Genomic DNA, 20,492 nt, shown 5'->3' with positions numbered 1-20,492 from the left:
TTTACTCCACTGCCTCTGCGCTCACGCGCTCGCCATGCTCTGAGTTACTGACTTCACCATGCTCGCCTTTGTCTTCCACGCCCTTGCGGAAGCCGTCGAGGATATTGTTGTAGAGGTTTGGTGAAACGCTTGAGAAATACTGAACCGGGTTTTCTTCGCTCGGCTCGGCCAGTTCCTGGTAATTGCCCTTGTAGGAAAGGGTCTTGTCAGACGCCTTCACTTTGGTAATCCAGTTCTGGTAATCGTCTTCTGAAACGGCGTGTGCCTTGAAGGTCATTTCAGAGAAGCCGGCGCCACTGTAGTTGCTGGAGCGGCCTTCGAACGTGCCCTGCTCATCGGCAATCAGGTTGAGTCTGCTATCCATTCCTGCCATCGCGTAGATCTGCGAGCCCAGGGTCGGAATCCAGAAAGCGTTCATGACAGTGCCGGACGTAATCTGGAACTCGACGGGACGATTTGCCGGGAAAGTGATTTCATTAACCGTCGCAATGTTCTGTTCCGGATAAATGAAGACCCATTTCCAGTCCAGCGACACGGCCTGAATCACGACCGGTGGTTTATCGCTGTCGGTTTCCAGTGGCTTGAACGGGTCAAGACTGTGGGAGGTGATCCAGGTCAGGACAGCCAGTACCGCAATGATCACGCAGGGGATGAACCAGACCACAACCTCGATGGCGGTGGAATGGGCCCAGTTGGGCTTGTAGGTTGCGTCCTTGTTGCTCTCGCGATAGCGGTAGGCAAAGAGCAGGGTCATGACGATGACGGGAATCACGACAATCAGCATCAGCACGAATGCTGTAATAATCAGGACACGTTGTTCTTCACCGACCTGTCCCTTGGGATCCATTAGCGCCGAGCTGCACCCTGATAGCAGGAGTGGCAAGGCGGCTAACAGTACAGCGCCCAGGGCGCGTAAGTAGCTCTTCTCTCTCATTTCTCAACCTCATTTGAGCAGCACAGGCAGGGCCTGAACAGCACGCTCACATGTAGTTAGCTATTTGGAATGGATGTTTCAGGACCGTTTTTCAGGCAGCGCGAACCGGGCGGCTCAGTGATAGCCGACGAAAATTGATCCTCCTGCAGAAATCGGCGCCAATATTGGGGGAAGTCAGCGCTCGTTTCCACCGATGAGTTGATTTAGGTCAAGGAGGCGATTTGAATTGGGTGATTGGCCGGTCTACCCGCCCCGAAATGGCGTCATGCCGGGGCGGGAGCGAGCCCTGCAGTTAGTGTCTGTAAGGTATTTTAACCACACTTCCAGGAAAGAACCTCGGATTCAGGAAAAGCCAGTGAAGCCCGGGAGCTATTCAATATTGTGGGTGAGCTGGGGTGCCCGGATGAGATCGGTGTCGCTCTGGTGATGATCGTTCGTAAATTTGCAGAAATCGTTGTGAGATCTATGATTAAGATGGAAGCTAATCAGTCAGGAGATAGGCAATGAGTAAAGCTATTAATGGCAAATTCGAAAACATGGATCAGGCACGCAACACGCGAGACGATCTGATAGGTAGCGAGATCCCACAGGATCGTATCTACATTGACGAAGAGGCGCAGGTTATCCGGGTAATGCTGCCGCAAGAAGAGGCCAGAGAGGTCTACGAAATCTTTGACCGACACGGCGTCACTCACGAGTGAAGTCACTACCACCTGGATACCTGCACTTAAGGTCGCATTTGTTCCCTTTACTCTACTCGCTGCTGGCAGTCTAATGCATAGCGGACTTGCCAGCAGACTGACTTGGTATGCTGGCAAAATAGTCCGAACGTATTTGTTCGATTTCTCCGCTCGACCGCATCTCCTTTAATACCTTGTTGAGTGGTTCAACAAGGTGGAGATTTTTTTCATTTAGATAATGGTAAAGAGCTTCTGAATGAAGCACAGGGCTGATTATCTGAACATTCGAAACTGGTGAGTGTAATAGGGAGATTCTTGCATTGGTTTCAGGAACGAGAGCGTATTTAGCTCTCCCCAGACTTACCATCGCCAGCACTTGATCTATGTTGACAACGAATACGCACTGAATGTGGTTTTCACTGGCCAAGATCTCGACTATGACATTCCCTCTTACACAGAGTGGATTTTCTCGAATATTCTCAATTTTGTGGATATTAGCGCTATCCGGCCGTCCTAGTGCGACGATATTGACGACGTTTACTGGTGTCGGTACGAGATGCAAATTAGGGTAGATTGCGTTGAGATCAGCAACGCGTGAAACTTCTCCATCGTATTTGCCGTTGTTCGCAGACATCAAGGAGCGAAGGTTCGGTAATTTATGGACTAAAAGCTTATAACCCAATTTATCGTAAGCTTCTTGTAGTACTCTGATTGAGATGTCTTGAACAAAGGCTTTTCCAGGAGCTGCCAAATTAATCGTGGGCCGTGTTGGAATGCTCGCTGATATTGGTTGACCAAATCGCTCCGTTGAGCTGTCAAGGGTAAGCTCTTCGATGTCCTCGATGGAGGGGGGATGAGTTGACGCTAAATACTCGTCTTGTCCTGCTGACTCACTTCCTGGATCAGCCAGCGTTACCGTTGTAAAGGAGATGATGCCAGCGTACAGGCACACAATGAGCCAACGGGTGTAGAAGCTCCGTGGACGAACTATTGCGGCTTTGGACCGGACAATAAACATCCTTTTCACTTTCCCACCGTTAGCAAATATTCGCAGGACGCGTTTCACGACTGCATACCAGAAAAGCTTCTGCCCCTTCAATTGGAGCCTTTGTATTCACTGTAGAGTTCAAGCTACATTTTGCAAATCGTGGCGCTACTATTGAGGAGATTCAAAAACGAAAAAGGCCAACCCCGAAGGATTGGCCTAAGTCGTTGATCAATCTGGTCGGGACGGCAGGATTTGAACCTGCGACCCTCTGCACCCCATGCAGATGCGCTACCAAGCTGCGCTACGCCCCGAAAACTGCTGGCCAATGAGCGACTTGTGTCGGATCCCTCAGTGGCTTAGCGGGAGCGAAGTCTACACGAGAGCTTTGGAAAAATAAACATCCTTTTTTCTAAATCCGGTCATCCGACTCAGCGCAGTTTGGTTTCCCTCAGCTCCTTTATAAAGCTCGGCGGAGCGAAGCTCTCCGCGTCGGCATGTTCCCAGAACTTGTCGAACACTGAATGCCCGGTTTCACCCTCAAGCAGGGCGCCTGGTTCAAGGAAGTGGTAGAGGTCGAGATAGGAACGGATCTCGGTGCTCGACATCCGGCGAACGATATGCTCCGGGCCGAGTTCAGAAGGGTGGTTCAGCCCCGACGCCTGCAGAAGGTTCTGCAATGCATCCAGGGTGTTCTTGTGGAAGTTGTATACCCGGACACTCTTGTCCTCCACGTCCAGTTTCTCGCTCCGGCGAGGGTCCTGCGTGGCGACGCCGGTCGGACATTTCCCCGTGTGGCAGCTCAGTGACTGGATGCAGCCCAGGGCGAACATATAGCCCCTGGCGGCGTTGCACCAGTCGGCACCGAGCGCCAGAGTGCGGGCCACGTTGAACGCGGAGGTGATCTTGCCGGCAGCGCCGATGGCTATTTCGTCCCGCAGATTGGTGGCGACCAGAGTGTTGTGTACCAGCAGCAGGGCCTCGGTCATGGGCATGCCGAGCCGGTTGATAAACTCCAGAGGTGCGGCGCCGGTTCCGCCTTCGCCGCCATCAACCACGATAAAATCGGGCCGGCGACCGGTCTTGAGCATTGCCTTCACGATGGCGAACCATTCCCACGCGTGACCAACGGCCAATTTGAAGCCGACCGGCTTGCCGCCCGAGAGTTCGCGCAGATGATCAAGAAATTCCAGGAGCTCGATCGGGGTTGAGAACGCCGAATGGCTGGCAGGAGAAACGCAATCCTCGCCCACTGACACGCCGCGGGCTTCCGCGATTTCTTCGGTCACCTTGGCGCCGGGCAGTATACCTCCGTGTCCGGGCTTGGCCCCTTGAGATAGTTTGACCTCTATCATTTTTACCTGGTCGAGCACGGCATTCTTGCGGAACATCTCCTCGTTGAATGTGCCGTCCTTGTTGCGACATCCGAAATAGCCGGACCCAATCTCCCACACCAGATCACCACCGGGTTGCCGGTGATAGCGTGAAATCGAGCCCTCACCGGTGTCGTGGTAGAAGTTGCCCATTCTGGCGCCGGTATTCAGGCTGAGGATCGCGTTTGCCGATAGCGAACCGAAGCTCATTGCCGAAATGTTGAAAACGCTGGCGCTATAAGGCTTTGGGCGATTTTTGCCAATGACAATGCGGAAATCGGAGTCCGGAATCCGGGTGGGTGTCAGTGAGTGACTCATCCATTCGAAGCCTTCCTCATAGGTGTGCAGCAGGGTGCCAAAGGGGCGTTTGTCCAGAACGTTTTTGGCCCGCTGGTAGACAATCGCACGCTGCTCCCTCGAGAAGGGGCGCTCTTCCGTGTCGTCCTGAATGAAGTACTGGCGGATCTCCGGGCCAATGGACTCGGCGAGATACCGGATGTGTGCGGAGATCGGATAGTTGCGGCTGACCGTATGTCTGGTCTGAAGGCAGTCGTAGGTTCCTACGGCGGAGAGGGCGGCGAAAATGATCGTGATGAGGTAGCCCTCACCGAGCCACAGGGAGAGAGGCAGGGAGATCGCCAGGCCGGCGAGACTCAGTGCATAGACGGAGTAACGTATCGGAAAGGTAGTGGTTTTCGCCATGTAGACCTCTGGTTGGTGGCTTGGGCGACTGCTGATCAGTATAACGGTACGAAGCCGGCTGGCCAGTCGATCGCTGTGGGCAGACCTTGATATGCCTCAATTTGAGCTATCCTGATAAGGATGCAAACGCGAAGGATTGTCGCTTTGATGTTTTGACCTCAAAACATTAGACTGTCGCGTTTTTAACGTTCGGATTCCGATTCTGACATTGAATTTCAACAACCAGGAGGCGCCATATTGTGGGCGAGGTAGTGAAAGACGAATATCAGACGGACTACGTCGCGGGCCAGGACAATATCAACGTTCTGGGCCTGGATCTTCATAACTGGGTGTTCCCGGTGTCAGCGCTCATCGTCGTGGGTTTTGTCATCGGTACCCTGATGTTTCCGGAACAGGCCAAGGAAATGCTGGATGGTGCCAAATGGGACATCATCGCCAGCTTTGACTGGTTTTTCCTGCTCAGCGCAAACGTCTTCGTTATCGTTTGCCTGGCGCTGATCTTTTTGCCGGTTGGCAAGATACGGTTAGGCGGGCAGGATGCAAAACCGGAATTTTCGACCATGTCCTGGTTCGCGATGCTGTTCGCGGCCGGTATGGGTATCGGTCTTATGTTCTGGGCGGTCGCAGAACCAACCGCCTACTACACCGGGTGGTATAAAACGCCTTTTAATGTTGAGGCCAACACGCCTGCGGCGGCGGACCTTGCCATGGGCGCGACCATGTACCATTGGGGACTCCATCCCTGGGCTATCTACGCAATTGTGGCGCTGTCCCTTGCGTTCTTTGCCTTCAACAAGAACATGCCGCTAACCATCCGTTCGGCGTTTTTCCCACTGCTGCGGGACAAGGTCTGGGGTTGGCCCGGTCACATCATTGATGTGCTTGCGGTTGTTGCCACCATCTTTGGTCTTGCGACTTCCCTGGGTTTTGGGGCGCAACAGGCAGCATCGGGTCTGGACTATCTGTTCGGAACCGGCTCGGGCATTAACGTTCAGATGGCCATTATTGTAGCGGTCACTTCGGTGGCGCTGATCTCGGTGCTTCGAGGCCTGGACGGCGGAGTCAAGGTACTCAGTAACATCAATATGGGCGTCGCCGGCGTGCTGTTGTTCTTCATTATCTTTGCCGGCCCTACCATGAAGATCCTGGAAACCATCTGGGTGACCTCTTCCCAGTACGTCACGGATATCGTTCCGCTGAGTAATCCGTTCGGTCGTGAGGATAAAGACTGGATGCAGGGCTGGACCGTGTTCTACTGGGCCTGGTGGATCTCCTGGTCACCGTTCGTTGGTATGTTCATCGCACGGGTTTCCAGCGGTCGTACCGTACGGGAATTCATTACCGCGGTTCTGATCATTCCGACGGTCATCACCGTTGTCTGGATGAGTGGCTTCGGTGGCACTGCGCTTGAGCAGATCCAGGACGGTGTTGGTGCGCTGGCGAAAGATGGTCTGACCGATGTGTCCCTGGCCATGTTCCAGATGTTCGCGAACCTGCCGCTGACCGAGATTATCTCGTTCGTGGGCATCGTTCTGGTTCTGGTCTTCTTCGTGACGTCGTCGGACTCCGGCTCGCTGGTGATCGACAGCATTACCGCCGGTGGTAAAACCGACGCGCCGACCGCACAGCGTGTCTTCTGGGCCGTGATGGAAGGTGCTATTGCGGCCGCGCTGATCTTCGGCGGTGGTGCCGATGCTCTGGGAGCCATTCAGGCCACTGCAATCAGTGCGGGTCTGCCCTTTACTCTGATCCTGCTGATCATGACCTGGGGGCTTCTCAAGGGCCTCAGTCACGAACGCAAGTTGCTCGTTGCACGGGGTGAACTCTGATCCTGTGCGGGCTTGAGTAAAAAAAACCGGGGCATTGCCCCGGTTTTTTTTGCCTGCGCAACGGTTCAGGCGCGGGCGGCGAAGGTTGCCATGGCGAATTCGGCCCGTTCCTGCGGCGTAAAGTGCGGGCGCTTGAGTTTCTCGATGGTCTTCAGGCGAGGGAGCAGGCCCTGTCCGTTCGCCATCTGTATGGCGAGCCCCGGCCGGGCGTTCAGCTCCAGAAGCAGGGGGCCTTCGTTGGCATCCACCACCAGATCGACGCCCATGTAGCCCAGGCCGGTGGCTTCGTAACATCGGGCTGCCATCTCAAGCATCAGCTCCCAGTCGGAGATCTGGATGTTCTCCAGCGCCAGCCCGGTATCGGGATGAAGAAGGGTCGGGCGATTGAACTGGACGGCATTGAGGCCTCTTCCGGAACCCAGGTCCAGGCCGACACCGATCGCGCCCTGGTGCAGGTTCGCTTTGCCATCGGAAGCTGTGGTGGCGACCCGAAGCATGGCCATCACCGGATAGCCCCTGAAAACGACAATCCGGATGTCGGGAACGCCCTGATGGGAATAGCGAGCAAGAGTTGGCTCGGATTGCACCAGGTTCTCAACGATGGCGACATCGGGTGTGCCCGCCAGTGAGTACAGGCCCGCCAGAATATTGGTCAGGTGACGCTCCAGATACCCGGCATTCACCCGCACACCGGAACCTTTGATGTATTCGTCGCCGTCGCGTCCGGTAATGACGGTGATGCCTTTGCCGCCGGAGCCTTTCGCGGGTTTGATGGCAAAGCCGGCCAGATCCTCGGCCATTTCACGGAAATGCGAGATTTCATGCTGCTCACGAACCACCTGGAGGAGCCTGGGAGTTTTCACCCCGTACTCGGCGACTACGAGTTTGGTCTTGAGTTTGTTGTCCACCAGTGGGTACGAGGCACGCTCGTTATACCGCGCGATGTAGTCCACATTGCGCCGGTTCATGTTGAGCATGCCCAGCCGGTTCAGTGCCCGAGGTGAAATCCAGCCCATCTCAGTCGTAAACCTTCATGGGTGAAAAGCGCCGCAGTTCGGTCAGCTTGTAGCCGGTGTACTGACCCATCAGAAGAATCAGCCCCAGAATCACCAGGTGCAGCTCCGGGAAATTGAAAGTCAGATGGCCCGAAAGAGGTATGCTCATCAGCAAATAGGCGCACACTGCGACAAACAGGCTGCCGGTGCCCTGGATCAGAACCTCCCGAACCCCTTCTTCTTCCCACAGGATGGACATGCGCTCGATGGTCCAGGCGATGATGACCATCGGGAAAAAGGTGACGGTCATGCCGGTATTGAACCCCATCTGATAGCCAAAGACAGACAGACCGGCGGTGATGAAAATAACCAGTATGATGAGAGCGGAAATCCGGGAGACCAGCAGCAGGTTCAGGCTCGACAGGTAACCCCGCATCAGGAGGCCAATCGCAACAATCGCCACGAAGGCGACCAGTCCCGGGATCAGCGCGGTTTGAACAAAGGCCACGGCAATCAGCACGGGCATAAAGGTGCCGGATGTTCTTATGCCGATAAGCATACGCATGAAGGCAACCACGAAGGCGCCAAGCGGAAGCAGCAGCAACAGGCGGAACATGCTCTGCTCTTCGATGGGTAACTCGTAGAAGCCCAGGTAGCCAAGACTGTTGGACTTGGACTGCATCGTGGCCAGCTGGAGGGCAGGCACGGTCTGCCGGAGCATGGAAAAGCTTACCCGGGAGTTGTCGCCGCCGACCACATCCAGGAGGGAGGCGGATCCTTCCCGCCAAAGCAGCAGGTTGTCCGGCAGTCCCTGTTCACCGGTTTTCGGATCAAAGGTCAGCCAGCGGGACCCGTTGTAGATCTGCAGGAACGGCATGAGCTGTTGTCGCCGCCGGGCATCCTCAAGCCTGAGTCCATCGGCCGTCCGAGCGGGTATGCCCGCATGGTTGAGCATCTTGACGAGGAGCGAGATGTTATCACCGTCAGAGGCGAGCAGGGCCGTATTCTGGTTGGCGCCGTCCGGCCGCATCAGTCGGATAACCTCCCGGGTCATGCTTTCCGGGGTACTGGAACGTTCCCGTGCCTGGTCGAGAATTTCACGTACAGCAGTGGCCTGGGGTTCTTCCCAGAAAACGTCGTGGGCCCTAGGCTTGCGTGCGGAGAGGTCGGGTCGGTCGCGATCCGATGGCACAAACTGGGCTTTGAAATACAGGGTCTGTGGCCCTACGACGTCACGCTTGGTCCACTCAGCCCTTCGATTCCCGTTCTTGCCCACGATGGAAAAGCCGTAACCGGGCGAAGCCGCCTGTTCGGAAATGATGCTGAATCCGGGGGGCTGCTCCGGGACGTTGAGGCTGGCAAGCACCGGGCCGTTGTTGCTGTCGAAGTCAATCCGGGCTTCGACCATCCAGACCGGCCGCTGTTCGCCGGCCAGCCAGGGAATGCCAAGCTCCATGTGGCGCCAGATCGCCAGGGAAATGCCGGCGCCGATCAGCAGAAGTACGGCGACGTAAAACGGAATGCGCGACGGATTGGTCAAGAATCGTCTCCGTTGGGCTGGGTCAGCTTGGCCGGGAGTTCGGTCGCGAATTCCTTCCCGACATCGATAAGCATCACGTCTCGCAGGATATTGCGACCGATCAGAACCTCGTAATCCAGATCGCTGCGGTCCGCCAGTGTAAACTCGGCGACCTGCTTGTGATCGCCAATCGCAAACTGCAGTTCAACGACCACCCTGTGTTCGGACTCATCGGCGCTGGCCTGAACGATGCGTACCCGACGCGCGACTTCCTTCTCCAGTGTCACAAACTGGTCGGTTCCCGGCACGGGCACGTCGAACCGCACAAAATTGCGCCCGTCGCGTTCGAAACGGGTGATGTTGCGTGCGTCGATGGAGGACGTCTCTGCGCCACTGTCGATGCGTGCGGTGTAAACCTGGTTGGCGTTGGCAAGATAGAACTTTTCAAGTTCGCCCACGATCAATTTGCCGTTCAGATGGGCGGCCCGTCCGAGATCTTCCGGTTTCGGGCAGGCGGTTCGGGGCTGAACCGGAGGGCATGAGGGCTTCTTCACCTGTTCGGCAATGGCATTCAGGATCGTCTCGGTCGACGCATCCTGGCGTTCGAGGAGCTGATTCTGGCGGGCGGCGGCATTGCCTTCCATGGTCACCAGGGTTGCCCGCTGTGACTGCACCGAGTTGCTGAGGCCTTCCAGGTTGCTCTTGGGCACCATCAGATAGCGGTTAGCCGTGCACCCGGCGAGTAGAAGGCCGGCTGTCGCCAAGATCAGAACACGAGAAAACGTAAAACCAGCCGGTGAGTGACTGAACCCCATGAAAACCCCTGAGACGGCAGACGGTCGAACCCTGGACAATGAAGCCTCCATGGTTCTCTGCCTTAACGATATTAATAAGGAGCGGAATTATACATTAACCACACCGTATAGTGGCTTTACAGTTGGTTAACCGGAGAAGGGCGTCACTTATTGAGCAGGGGGCCTTCGCCAAGATCCGTCTCATGGCGCAGGTATTCCTGGATTACCGGTGAACAGTTCAGGTAGAACAGCAGCAATTCCCTCTGTACGTCCTGATCCTGGATGCGGACGGCGAAGCTGATCATGTCCCGGATGGCGTCGTCGCCCTCCTGGATGGAATCCGGTTTCTCAATCTGTTTACCATAGCGTTGTTGAAGCAGCCGGGTCAGGCGCTCCAGATGGAATTCACCGGTGTGGGTGATATGGGGCAGAATCCGGAAACCATCCGGAAAGGATTTGTCCGTATAACCATAGGCGTCGTCGACCGAAGCGGAGTCGCTCGAGCGGCTCGGCTGCCAGAGTTCAGCCCCCAGTTTTCGCCACAGCGTTTTCAACATGTGCTTCAGTCCATGGTTCAACAGTCACTCTGCACCGGATGGCCACTGAAGGCCCATTGTTCCGGAAGCATATACTTTCCCTTTTAGTGGATATTACGGGGTGCGTCCAGACCCGGATTCACATTGCACGATATTTTTACAATTCTTGCGGTGATCCTCGCAGTGTTCGTGTGGCCTGACGATACTCGAGCACAACTCTGGTCGCGTACGTTAAACTGTATTGAATTCAGCGATTTTGTTGCCTATTTCCCGAAGGAGCCATCAGAAGTGCCCGAAAACCTGACTCAATGGATCGTGTCTCATCCGGAGCTGTCCTCCGGCCTGACAATGCTTCTGGTAATGCTCGCGGGCGTTCTGGTAGTGGTTTGCGGCTTCCTCGTGCGCAAAGCAGGTCAATGGCAGTCGGTGGCTCATGCCGCTGAAGCTCGACTGGTGGCTGCAGAATCCGAGTTGAACGGAAAAACTCAATGGATTAGGCGGCTGGAGGAGGACCGGGACGAGCTCCAGGAGCGTGCGGAAAGGTTGTCCGGTGAGTTACATAACGTTCAGGTGACCATTCGGGAACAACAGGTCATGCTGGAGAACGAACGTCGTAGTGCCGCCGAGAAACAGGCACTGCTTGAAAGCAACCGGGATGCCCTCAAGCAGGAATTCGAGAATCTTGCCAATCGGATCTTCGAGCAGAAGCAGGAGCGGTTCGTCCAGCAGACGCGGTCGAATCTGGACACCCTTTTGAATCCCTTCCGGGACCAACTTCAGGATTTTCGCAAGCGTGTGGAGGATGTCTATACCACGGAGACCCGGGATCGGCAGGCATTACGCAGTGAAATCAAATCACTGCAGGAGCTGAACCGCCAGATTACCGAAGAGGCGTCCAGTCTGACCCGTGCTCTGAAAGGCGACAAAAAGATTCAGGGTAACTGGGGTGAGCTTATCCTCGAGCGCGTGCTGGAAAAGTCCGGGCTGCGAAAAGGAGTAGAGTATGAGACCCAGGGCAGCTACCGGGATGGCGATCACCAGCTCTTTCGACCGGACGTGGTGGTGCATTTGCCGGACAGTCGCAACCTGGTGGTAGATTCGAAGGTGTCTCTGTCAGCCTATCAGGAGTGGGTGAGCAGTGAAGACGAGGAGGCTCGCGAGGCAGCACTGAAACGGCATGTGGAGGCCGTGCGATCTCATATCCGGGCACTGAGCGACAAAGACTACAGTCAGTTGGAGACGCTGCATTCACCGGATCTGGTGCTCTTGTTCATGCCCATCGAGCCCGCCTTTGTGGCGGCATTTCAACAGGACGAGAACCTTTTCGCAGAAGCCTTCGACCGAAAGATTATTGTGGTGACACCGACCACGCTTCTGGCAACGCTTCGCACGATCGAAAACATCTGGCGTTACGAGCGTCAAAGCCAGAACGCCCGCATGATCGCGGATCGTGCCAGCGCCGTTTACGACAAGTTACGGGTATTTGTGGAGACCATGGAGCGTCTTGGCAGTCAGCTGCACACGGCGCAGGGGTCCTACGATGCCGCGATGAACACCCTGACACGGGGAAGAGGTAATCTGGTCTCCCAGGCGAACCGGTTTGTGGAACTCGGCGTTCGTGTAAAAAAAGAGCTTCCACGGGGGGTTCTTGACCAGGCAGAAGTGGACGCAGACGAAGCGGAGCCGGAAACGGCCGTCGACGCGGATAACCAGCAGGAGTAACAGGTATGGCAGTAAAATCGGCGAAAATGCGGGGCCTGATCAGATCGACGGCTCTGGTGGCCCTGCTCGTGGCAGGTCAGGCGCAGGCGCTGCCCCCGGAACATGAAATGCGCCGGCTGATGCTGGCCACTCAGGAAGCGGTCGACGCTGGCGAGTGGGAGCAGGCCGGAGAATACCTTAATCGTCTTCAGCAGATGGAAATCGAAAAGCCCGCTGACTATAACTTTTTCCGGGGCCAGGTCATGCTCAAATCCGGTCACCTCAATGAGGCTCAGGCGGCGTTGGAAGCCTATGTGACCAAGGCGGGCGCCAAAGGGGATCATTACCAGAGGGCCCTGGAGCTGATTACCGATGTGGAGCGGGCCCGGAAACAAAAGGCGGATTCGGTCCAGGCCGCTGGAAGCCAGCAGCCAGAGAAGATTGCGGTGATTGAGCCGGCCGGGCATCAGAGCATCGAAGCCCTGCGCAAGCTTTATCTCGCAAAGAGTGATCGGGAGGCTTTGCTGATTCACCTGAATGGTCTTCTCGATCTGGCCGGCTGGCGGTCCGATAAGGGCGTTGTGCGTCCCGATAAACCTGCGGATATTGCTTACCGGGTGACTGCTTCCGACAGTGTCCTCACGTTTCAGGAAATTCGTCGAAATGACGACGATCGTCTGGTCCGGACGACCCAGAGCCTGAAAGTCTATGGCGTGAACCCGATGATTCAGTGGGGCTGTGAAGCGGCGGTCTCCACCTGCTGGGTTTACGATCCCCGGGACGGCTCGCGCTTGATGCAGCTGGCCTTTGATCGCGAGCGCACCGGTGAAATCGCCCACACCCTGGGGCAGCTGGTTAAATTGTTACAGGCACCCAAGAAGTCCTGACCTGTCTCTAACGGTCCGGGCTGCTTCGTTCGCCTTCCCGATAGGCTCCAGGGGTCACACCGGTCCATTTTTTGAACGCGCGGTGAAAGGTGGAGGGCTCGGTAAAGCCCACCTTCGCCGCGATGTCGTTGATGGCCCATTCCTGACGGCTCAGGTAGTAGATGGCCATGTCCCGCCTCAACAGATCCTTGATTTCCTGAAACGACGTGTTCTCCTGCTTCAGGCGCCGGCGCAGCGTTTGAGGGCTGGTGTGCAATTCTGCTGCGATGGACTCGAAATCCGGTAGTGGCCTGGAAAAATCCCGTCCGATCAATGCACGAATCCGGCCAGTCCAGGTGTTGCTTTCATCCGGCCGGGACAAAAGGTCGGCCGGGGAAGTTTTCAGGAACTGGTGCATTTCGGGCTTGTCCCGGATGACCGGTGCCGACAGAAATCGCTTGTCGAAGGTCAGGGCCGTTTCCGGGGCTTCGAAACGCAGGGGGCAGTGGAAGATGTGCCGATATTCATCGCCGTGGTCGGGCCTGGGGTAATCGAATTCGGCGCTGTCCAGTTCAACCGGCTGCCCGATAAGCCAGCTTCCGAGACGATGCCAGATCACGAGGATGCTTTCCCGGAGGAAGTAGGACGGGTCCAGAATGTCGCCTTCAATTCGCGTTACCAGTCGGGCGGTTTCTTCCCCGACTTCCAGCTCCATGGCAACCATGGGGTCGAACAGGCGTGAGAACTGGTATGCGCGGCGATAGACCGCTTCCAGTGTCGGGCAGTCAATCACCAGGGCACACATGGTCGCGAAGGTGCCCGTTCTCGCCTTCCGGGGACCCATGCCCATGAATTCGTCCCCGGTCCGGTTCCAGAGAATCTGCATCAGCCGGCTGAACTGATCGCTACTGACCCGGGCCATTTCAATACGAAGCAGATCCGGGGAAATTCCGGCATCCCTCAACATAGCGCGGGTATCCAGGCCCTGGGCTTGGGCCCCGACCAAAGCCGCCTGTACAAAATGTCTTGAGACCGTCAGGTTGGACATCGTGCTCGCCATTTCATGAAAACGAAACCCATCATAAGAGCCCGGGCAAACAATGCAACTGCGGCCGGGGCGATAAGCTGGCAGATTTGGCCAACAGGAATGAAGGAACCGGCAGTTGGCCTGTCCGGCAAAACCGGTAGCATGATGAACTGGCCCAACCGACGAGAGGAGAAATCGATGTCAGGCCCCCTGAGCTCACTGAAAATCCTGGATTTCAGCACCCTGTTACCTGGCCCCTATGCGACCATGTTACTGGCGGATATGGGGGCCGAGGTGTTGCGCATCGAGGCGCCGGATCGTGTTGATCTCACCAAGGTCATGCCACCGTTCGACGGCAAATTCAGTACCGCGTTTTCCTACCTCACCCGGGGCAAGGAAACGCTCAGCCTCAACCTCAAGGAAGACGGCGCAGCAGATCGTATCAAAGAGCTGGTTAAGGACTACGATGTAGTTGTCGAGCAGTTCCGGCCAGGGGTTATGGATCGGTTGGGCATCGGTTACGAAACCCTCAAGGCGATTAACCCGGCTCTGATCTACTGCTCGATTACCGGTTACGGCCAGACCGGACCCTACCGGGACCGTGCCGGACACGATATCAATTACCTGTCGATCGCGGGCGTCTCCAGCCATTGTGGTCGCGCGGACAGCGGCCCGCCCCCGATGGGCATCCAGATTGCCGACGTGGCGGGCGGCTCCCATCATGCGGTCATGGGCATCCTCGCCGCTGTTATCCAGCGTCAGCAGACTGGCGAAGGGCAGTTCGTGGACATCAGTATGACCGATGCCGCCTTTGCCCTGAACGCCATGTCCGGAGCTGCATCCCTGGCTGGCGGTGTCGAGCAGAAGCCGGAGACGGGCCTGCTTAACGGCGGATCTTTCTACGATTACTACCAGACCCGGGACGACCGCTGGTTGTCCGTAGGCAGTCTGGAGCCACAGTTCTCAGCCCGGCTCTGTGACACGCTGGGGCTGTCGGAAATGAAAGGTCTGACGCTTAGCCAGAAGCCTGCGGATCAAAAGGCCTTGAAAGAGGCGATTGCCGGGAAGATACGGGAGAAGGATCTGGCGGAATGGCAGTCGGTCTTCGCCGAGCAGGATGCCTGTGTTGAGCCGGTATTGACCATTTCCGAAGCCGCGGAGCATCCGCAGTTGAAGGCGAGGGGAATGGTGATTGAGGTGGATCGGGGGGATGGGGAGATGCAGCGGCAGTTGGGGTGTCCGATTCGGTTTATAGAGCCAGGTCGTTGAAATGAAAACCCCCACAGCGTGCTGTGGGGGGGCATACACCGAATGGCCTATCAGTTCAGTTGCTTGAACTCGTCGGTATTGTCGGTATCTATCACATCTTGCGCTGTTGGGATGTCTTTGTCGTCCAGAATCGGGGTGGTGCTGGGCGATCCCAAGCGACCAACATCAGCAGGAATGGCGCTCAACAGCGTCCCACCGCGCAAGAAGAACTCGCTGGTCTCAAGCAAGGACTCTGAGAACGCGTCTTTCTGGCGCTGAAGATCCGCATTTCGTTCCGTCTCGTCCGCAATGTCTGTATTAGGTGATGGCAGAACGAACATGCTATGAGTGCCGTATGCAAGATCACTGGCGAGAATGGTCTCGGTTCCATTGAAGGAAACAACGTTTGTCGCGCCCAACTCCTCTGAAAGTGGGAGCGCGCCCGCGAGGTAATCGGGGAATGCATCATTCAGTTGGGTGTTCTCAGCCTCGATTACATTGACCTGATCGGATTTGTACAAAGTATTGCCGTTTCCATCTTCCGTACCGACCACGTTGAAAGTTAATACTCTTCCATTACCCGAATCCGCTAGGTCATCGGCCAAGTTAATCGGATCTGCCGGATCGATGGAGTTTTGTACTACACGCATGAATGTTTCATAGTCTTTAGAGCCCTGTTCGATACCCTTGGCTTTGAGACCATTCAGGATGGAACCCGCAAAGCTGGGCGAGTTTTCGAGCATGCGTGTGATGCCAGACGCGGGCGCATAGAGAGCAGTTGCAACAACGTCAGGCAGATTGCTCGACTGGTTAGCAACGGCTGCGGCGCCAGAGACTGCGACCGTTCCCAGTGAATGGCCGGCCATGTAGATTTGATTGCCATCAAACGGGTTGATCAAGGTTCCATTTCCATCAACATCTACCTGAATGCTTCCAACCGAAGCGATTAGATTTACAAGGTCAATTTGTGATTCGAGGTTTTTGTCTCTGGTGTTAAAGATATTCAACAGGTTGATATAGAGGCTTCCAGAAGAGCCAACACCCGCATCGAAATCCATCGGTGTCGGATTGCCGCTCTCATTCACCGTGAAGTTGAAGTGGCGCTCAAAGCTGGTTCTGGCAATGCCGGGGATGACGCTGGTGTAGTTTTTCACAGAATTCTGTGCGCCAATAGCGAAGCCAACAAGAGTTGCTGCCGCTTTGTTGGCTGTACTTCCACCGCAGCCACCTGTCCCCGAGGCAATTTTTAACGCATCAGGCTGTGAACATCCGTAGATTGTTTGAACAAGCGTTACGGTTTGGTCAACATAAGTCTGCGCGATCAGCGCTTCTATATTTGCCGCTGTGTTCTGATCCGGTAAAGCGTCGGTTGTGTCAGCCGCGTCGAAACCGGTTAGTAACGTTGATGCAAGGGCTTTTTGTTCTTCTGCTTTGCCAGAAGTCTTGTCTGACTGATCCTGCGCATCAACACCGTGTAATGGCAGATCGACTGCGACCACGCCGAAGCCTGCCGAAGTCAACGCTGATCCCACCGATAGAGCAGCACTTCGATCAGTTGTTATGCCGTGCTGGAAAACGACAACTGGAACTTGGGAATTGCCTCCCCAAGTTGGTAGGCCACTGCCGTCCACGCCATCAGGTTTAGGCAACATCGCGAGCAATGGTATTTTCTGGTCCGCAGTTCCGGTCTTTTGAGGGAATGGGAAAAGAGCATTCACCGCATTGCTTGCGTAGTCCCCTGTTTTCGGGGACTTAACACCTTGAGCCAATTGAAGCCCCAGTGGTCCGAAAGCGCTATTCAGCTGTTCTGCCAGCGCATGATCGGCGATCCAGGTACTGGAGTTGATTGTGCTCCCGTCTGATCCACTTGGCACGCCCAGATAGTAGGGGATCGAGATACTGCCTTGTAGCACGAGCGCGGTATCCGACCCAGGCACGGAAGACAATGCAGGTGTCACTAGAGCTGCTGGCAGCGCCGTATTAAGGGCCTGAAGTTGGGCTGACGAGCCTTTATCCCCGATATTTGGTAAAAGTGCAGAAAGTTGACTGGCTAGTACATTACCGCAGGTGATTGTTCCTGGCTCGAAATCACCATCGCATGGTGCTCCAGATCCAAATAAAGTGGGATCAGCTGCTGCTAGTGTCCCGGGGTAGGCAGCCTCTGCTGCTTCGATGGCAGCCTGAACATCAAAATAATTGAATGGTGCGTCTGCAGTATCACCTTTACTAACCAAGTTGAAATCGGCTGATGTGAGGTTATTGTCTCGGTTAAAATCGAAATCCAGAGGATCGATCTCGCCATTTTTATTCGTATCGTTTGGCCCCACTTCATCATCTGATTTGCGCATAGATGCCAAAGCATCTTCAAGGGAAATACCCTCGGCCACTTGTGAAAGAACATTAGCTGCCCCTGTCACTTTCCGCACTGCTCCGAGACGATATGCAGAACGGAGCTGGTCAGTGAACCACTTACTCGGCTGCGCCATGTAAGGCAGAATTTCTTCGTCAGCTGATGTTGTCAAAGAAACACTGAAAGCAATGTCTTTGGAAGAAAGGGCCGGTAGCGAGCTGTCGGAGCGTGAAGCATTAGGTAGCGCAAAGTATCCTTCTGCCACAGGCTCCCACAGTTTGTTGATGATGCGACGCACTGGAGCGAGGTTGTCAGAATTTATGGGAGCGTTTTCATCGGTAAGATTAGCGTACGTTGGGGAAGCAGTTATCGCTTCTCCGTTCGCAGTAACATCTTTTGTAACAACCACTAGGTAACGCTTTTTCGGATTAAGTGGCTTTAGAAGGTTAATTCGAATGACGCTTTTGATGCCATCGTCTGTTGATTGCTTGACAACAGAAACCTTGTATTGATCGACGGCCTGACGTGCAAGCGTATTCGCTGCGTCTACTGTTTGTACGCTGGTATCGCCACCTTTAAGGGCGACGAACGGTTGTGCCAGTTGAATTGTTGGAGGTTCCCCGAGGGACAGTGCTTGGAGGGGATCACCACTGGCGTAGTCTAGTTCAAGAAGGAAAACATTTTGTTTGGGATTAGGGATGGGGATCCCTGCGTTTAAAACGAGATTGCCGGTTTCTTGATTTACAATGAAAGGCTGTCCGTCGACGGAGTCTGCATCAATAATCCCGTTCATTGCAATGTCAATGGGAGCAACCGTTGATGCTCCACTGAGCATGTTCAAGGCTGAAGTTACCGGTGGCTTCGTATCAGCAACTTTGAAGGTGCCATCAGCTTCGTTAATACCGATCGTGTCGAGATCGTCACCCTGGAAAATTAGGTCATTTGGAATTGGTAGGTTACCCGTTGCCGGATTGAATTCCGGCCAGGTCTTCCCATCAATCTCGGGGTTATTGATCTTGTATTCCGGATTAGCATTCGCCCCCGTGTCTCCGCCGCTTAAGCAGCCTGTAAGTCCAAGGGAAGACGCCACGGCAAGACTTATTAGAGTTTTCTTGAACATGGGTGGAACCTTTTCCTGTTGTTGTGTCGTTATGTTCTTCTGAAAATTTGATCAGCGCTTGGAGCCAATTTCATACCTCTGACTATAGCGACAGTCAGGCAAGTGTTGATCAGCCAAAAGTGTGATTCTGGCGTTTCAGAACCTCCTCGCACGGGCGGAGTCTGGTCTTTCTGAAAAATAGTTGGGCGACAGCGCTTTGTCGAGCCTTACGTAGCATCCCTCGCCAGGGCGATTTTCTGGTAAACTCACGCCTCCTCTTTTTGACGACTTCATAATCACATCAAGCTGATGAGGCGCCTATGACCACCGTAATCCGCCAGGACGACCTGATTGAAAGCGTAGCGGACGCGCTGCAGTTCATTTCCTACTACCACCCGAAGGACTTTATCCAGGCCGTGTATGAGGCCTACCAGAAGGAAGAGTCCCAGGCGGCGAAGGACGCCATGGCGCAGATCCTGATCAACTCCCGCATGTGTGCCCAGGGGCACCGTCCGATCTGTCAGGACACAGGCATTGTGACGGTTTTCGTCAACGTCGGAATGGATGTGAAATTCGAGTGCGACCAGCCGCTGGATGACGTCATCAACGAAGGCGTTCGCCGTGCCTACACGCACCCGGACAACGTGCTTCGGGCGTCGGTACTGGCTGATCCGGATGGCAAGCGCCAGAACACCAAGGACAACACGCCGGCCATCATCCATTACAAGATGGTTCCGGGCGATAAAGTGGAAGTGCATGTTGCCGCAAAGGGCGGTGGTTCCGAAGCCAAGTCCAAGTTTGCCATGCTCAACCCGTCCGACTCGGTGGTGGACTGGGTGCTGAAAATGGTTCCGCAGATGGGCGCCGGCTGGTGCCCGCCGGGGATGCTCGGCATCGGTATCGGTGGTACTGCCGAGAAGGCCATGGAACTGGCCAAAGAGGCACTCCTGGACCCGATCGATATTCACGATCTCAAGGAGCGCGGCGCATCGAATCGTGCAGAGGAATTGCGTCTGGAGCTGTTCGACAAGGTGAACGATCTCGGTATTGGTGCCCAGGGGCTGGGCGGCCTGACTACTGTTCTGGATGTGAAGGTGAAAGATTACCCGACTCACGCCGCCAACAAGCCGGTGGCGATCATTCCGAACTGTGCCGCCACACGCCATGCGCACTTTACGCTGGATGGTTCTGGGCCTTCCCTGCAGACGCCCCCGAGCCTGGAGGACTGGCCGGAAATCACCTGGGAAGTGGGTGAGAATGTTCGCCGGGTGAACCTCGATACGGTCACTCCGGAAGACGTGAAAGAGTGGCAGCCGGGCGAGACCGTTCTGTTGTCCGGGAAAATGCTGACCGGCCGCGATGCCGCCCACAAGAAGATGGTGGACATGATCGAGAAGGGCGAGGAACTGCCGGTCGATCTCAAGGGTCGCTTCATTTATTACGTGGGTCCGGTGGATCCGGTTCGGGAAGAAGTGGTTGGTCCGGCTGGCCCGACGACCGCAACCCGTATGGACAAATTCACCCATACCATGCTCGAAAAGACCGGCCTCACCGGCATGATCGGCAAGGCCGAGCGTGGCCAGGTGGCCATTGATGCCATCAGGGAATTCGGTGCGGTGTATCTGATGGCCGTCGGTGGCTCGGCCTACCTTGTATCCAAGGCTATCAAGCACGCGGAAGTGGTTGCGTTCCCGGAACTGGGGATGGAAGCCATCTACGAGTTCGAGGTGGAAGACATGCCCGTGACCGTTGCGGTGGATTCACGGGGTTCCTCCGTGCATCAGACCGGCCCGGCCGAGTGGCACGACAAGATCATCGCCGCCAAAGCGGTCTGATCGGTCCCCCTCGGCATTG

15 protein-coding genes and 1 tRNA gene are annotated in these 20,492 nt (G+C 55.5%); 6 read left to right on the top strand and 10 right to left on the bottom strand.

Going from position 1 to position 20,492, the window contains the following annotated elements:
• Position 1 precedes the first annotated feature (1 nt).
• Positions 2–934: a ubiquinol oxidase subunit II gene (cyoA, locus tag MLD04_RS16080; protein ID WP_248160460.1), complete on the bottom strand. Its 933-nt coding sequence runs from the start codon at positions 932–934 to the stop codon at positions 2–4.
• A gap of 503 nt (positions 935–1,437) precedes the next feature.
• Here cyoA and MLD04_RS16075 point away from each other — a divergent pair.
• Positions 1,438–1,635: a hypothetical protein gene (locus tag MLD04_RS16075; RefSeq protein ID WP_248160459.1), complete on the top strand. Its 198-nt coding sequence runs from the start codon at positions 1,438–1,440 to the stop codon at positions 1,633–1,635.
• A 70-nt stretch (positions 1,636–1,705) separates the two neighbouring features.
• On the opposite strand, the gene MLD04_RS17730 is transcribed toward MLD04_RS16075, so the two are convergent.
• The 3 genes from MLD04_RS17730 to MLD04_RS16060 form a co-directional block, all read right to left on the bottom strand.
• Positions 1,706–2,680: a substrate-binding periplasmic protein gene (locus tag MLD04_RS17730; RefSeq protein WP_248160458.1), complete on the bottom strand. Its 975-nt coding sequence runs from the start codon at positions 2,678–2,680 to the stop codon at positions 1,706–1,708.
• A 156-nt stretch (positions 2,681–2,836) separates the two neighbouring features.
• A tRNA-Pro gene (locus tag MLD04_RS16065) sits at positions 2,837–2,913 on the bottom strand.
• Positions 2,914–3,030: 117 nt separating this feature from the next.
• Positions 3,031–4,674 carry an FMN-binding glutamate synthase family protein gene (locus MLD04_RS16060; RefSeq protein WP_248160457.1) on the bottom strand — a complete coding sequence of 548 codons (1,644 nt, stop codon included), beginning with the start codon at positions 4,672–4,674 and terminating at the stop codon, positions 3,031–3,033.
• Positions 4,675–4,913: 239 nt separating this feature from the next.
• Here MLD04_RS16060 and MLD04_RS16055 point away from each other — a divergent pair, with 239 nt between their 5' ends.
• The gene (locus MLD04_RS16055; protein WP_248160456.1) at positions 4,914–6,503 is read left to right on the top strand and encodes a BCCT family transporter; all 1,590 of its coding nucleotides are present in this window, start codon (positions 4,914–4,916) and stop codon (positions 6,501–6,503) included.
• A 65-nt stretch (positions 6,504–6,568) separates the two neighbouring features.
• Here the strand turns inward: MLD04_RS16055 and MLD04_RS16050 are convergent, their stop codons facing one another.
• The 4 genes from MLD04_RS16050 to MLD04_RS16035 all read right to left on the bottom strand — a co-directional run bounded on the left by MLD04_RS16050 (position 6,569) and on the right by MLD04_RS16035 (position 10,368).
• A complete protein-coding gene (locus MLD04_RS16050; RefSeq protein ID WP_248160455.1) occupies positions 6,569–7,519 on the bottom strand; it encodes an alpha-L-glutamate ligase-like protein in 951 nt (316 codons plus the stop codon).
• A gap of 1 nt (position 7,520) precedes the next feature.
• Entirely contained in the window at positions 7,521–9,038 is a 1,518-nt protein-coding gene (locus MLD04_RS16045) for an inactive transglutaminase family protein (protein WP_248160454.1), read from the bottom strand.
• Positions 9,035–9,832: an ATP-dependent zinc protease family protein gene (locus tag MLD04_RS16040; protein WP_248160453.1), complete on the bottom strand. Its 798-nt coding sequence runs from the start codon at positions 9,830–9,832 to the stop codon at positions 9,035–9,037. Before MLD04_RS16040 ends, MLD04_RS16045 begins: the two co-directional genes overlap by 4 nt.
• Before the next feature lie 143 nt (positions 9,833–9,975).
• On the bottom strand, positions 9,976–10,368 hold the full coding sequence (locus tag MLD04_RS16035) for a hypothetical protein (protein ID WP_248160452.1): 393 nt from the start codon (positions 10,366–10,368) through the stop codon (positions 9,976–9,978).
• A gap of 267 nt (positions 10,369–10,635) precedes the next feature.
• Between MLD04_RS16035 and MLD04_RS16030 the strand changes: the two genes are divergently transcribed.
• Both MLD04_RS16030 and MLD04_RS16025 read left to right on the top strand, forming a co-directional pair.
• Positions 10,636–12,069, top strand: coding sequence for a DNA recombination protein RmuC (locus MLD04_RS16030; RefSeq protein ID WP_248160451.1), 1,434 nt, complete (start codon positions 10,636–10,638; stop codon positions 12,067–12,069).
• Between the two features lie 5 nt (positions 12,070–12,074).
• The gene (locus MLD04_RS16025) at positions 12,075–12,935 is read left to right on the top strand and encodes a tetratricopeptide repeat protein (protein ID WP_248160450.1); all 861 of its coding nucleotides are present in this window, start codon (positions 12,075–12,077) and stop codon (positions 12,933–12,935) included.
• A gap of 7 nt (positions 12,936–12,942) precedes the next feature.
• Here MLD04_RS16025 and MLD04_RS16020 read toward each other — a convergent pair whose 3' ends face one another.
• Entirely contained in the window at positions 12,943–13,962 is a 1,020-nt protein-coding gene (locus MLD04_RS16020; RefSeq protein ID WP_248160449.1) for an AraC family transcriptional regulator, read from the bottom strand.
• A 177-nt stretch (positions 13,963–14,139) separates the two neighbouring features.
• On the opposite strand from MLD04_RS16020, the gene MLD04_RS16015 reads away from it, so the two are divergent.
• Positions 14,140–15,210, top strand: coding sequence for a CaiB/BaiF CoA transferase family protein (locus tag MLD04_RS16015; RefSeq protein WP_248160448.1), 1,071 nt, complete (start codon positions 14,140–14,142; stop codon positions 15,208–15,210).
• A gap of 50 nt (positions 15,211–15,260) precedes the next feature.
• Here the strand turns inward: MLD04_RS16015 and MLD04_RS16010 are convergent, their stop codons facing one another.
• Positions 15,261–18,659: a hypothetical protein gene (locus MLD04_RS16010; protein ID WP_248160447.1), complete on the bottom strand. Its 3,399-nt coding sequence runs from the start codon at positions 18,657–18,659 to the stop codon at positions 15,261–15,263.
• A 299-nt stretch (positions 18,660–18,958) separates the two neighbouring features.
• Between MLD04_RS16010 and MLD04_RS16005 the strand changes: the two genes are divergently transcribed.
• Positions 18,959–20,473, top strand: coding sequence for a fumarate hydratase (locus MLD04_RS16005; protein WP_248160446.1), 1,515 nt, complete (start codon positions 18,959–18,961; stop codon positions 20,471–20,473).
• Positions 20,474–20,492 lie beyond the last annotated feature (19 nt).

It is taken from the genome of Marinobacter koreensis (assembly GCF_023156285.1).
Taxonomy (GTDB): Bacteria; Pseudomonadota; Gammaproteobacteria; order Pseudomonadales; family Oleiphilaceae; genus Marinobacter; species Marinobacter koreensis.
This window is presented reverse-complemented; position numbering and strand designations above follow the sequence as displayed.

Bases quoted from the DNA above. Each gene is read 5' to 3' on its own strand.
- MLD04_RS16025 (WP_248160450.1), top strand. From the start codon at position 12,075: ATGGCAGTAAAATCGGCGAAAATGCGGGGCCTGATCAGATCGACGGCT.
- cyoA (WP_248160460.1), bottom strand. From the start codon at position 934: ATGAGAGAGAAGAGCTACTTACGCGCCCTGGGCGCTGTACTGTTAGCC.
- MLD04_RS16075 (WP_248160459.1), top strand. From the start codon at position 1,438: ATGAGTAAAGCTATTAATGGCAAATTCGAAAACATGGATCAGGCACGC.
- MLD04_RS16015 (WP_248160448.1), top strand. From the start codon at position 14,140: ATGTCAGGCCCCCTGAGCTCACTGAAAATCCTGGATTTCAGCACCCTG.
- MLD04_RS16050 (WP_248160455.1), bottom strand. From the start codon at position 7,519: ATGGGCTGGATTTCACCTCGGGCACTGAACCGGCTGGGCATGCTCAAC.
- MLD04_RS16010 (WP_248160447.1), bottom strand. From the start codon at position 18,659: ATGTTCAAGAAAACTCTAATAAGTCTTGCCGTGGCGTCTTCCCTTGGA.
- MLD04_RS16060 (WP_248160457.1), bottom strand. From the start codon at position 4,674: ATGGCGAAAACCACTACCTTTCCGATACGTTACTCCGTCTATGCACTG.
- MLD04_RS16035 (WP_248160452.1), bottom strand. From the start codon at position 10,368: ATGTTGAAAACGCTGTGGCGAAAACTGGGGGCTGAACTCTGGCAGCCG.
- MLD04_RS16040 (WP_248160453.1), bottom strand. From the start codon at position 9,832: ATGGGGTTCAGTCACTCACCGGCTGGTTTTACGTTTTCTCGTGTTCTG.
- MLD04_RS16005 (WP_248160446.1), top strand. From the start codon at position 18,959: ATGACCACCGTAATCCGCCAGGACGACCTGATTGAAAGCGTAGCGGAC.
- MLD04_RS16020 (WP_248160449.1), bottom strand. From the start codon at position 13,962: ATGTCCAACCTGACGGTCTCAAGACATTTTGTACAGGCGGCTTTGGTC.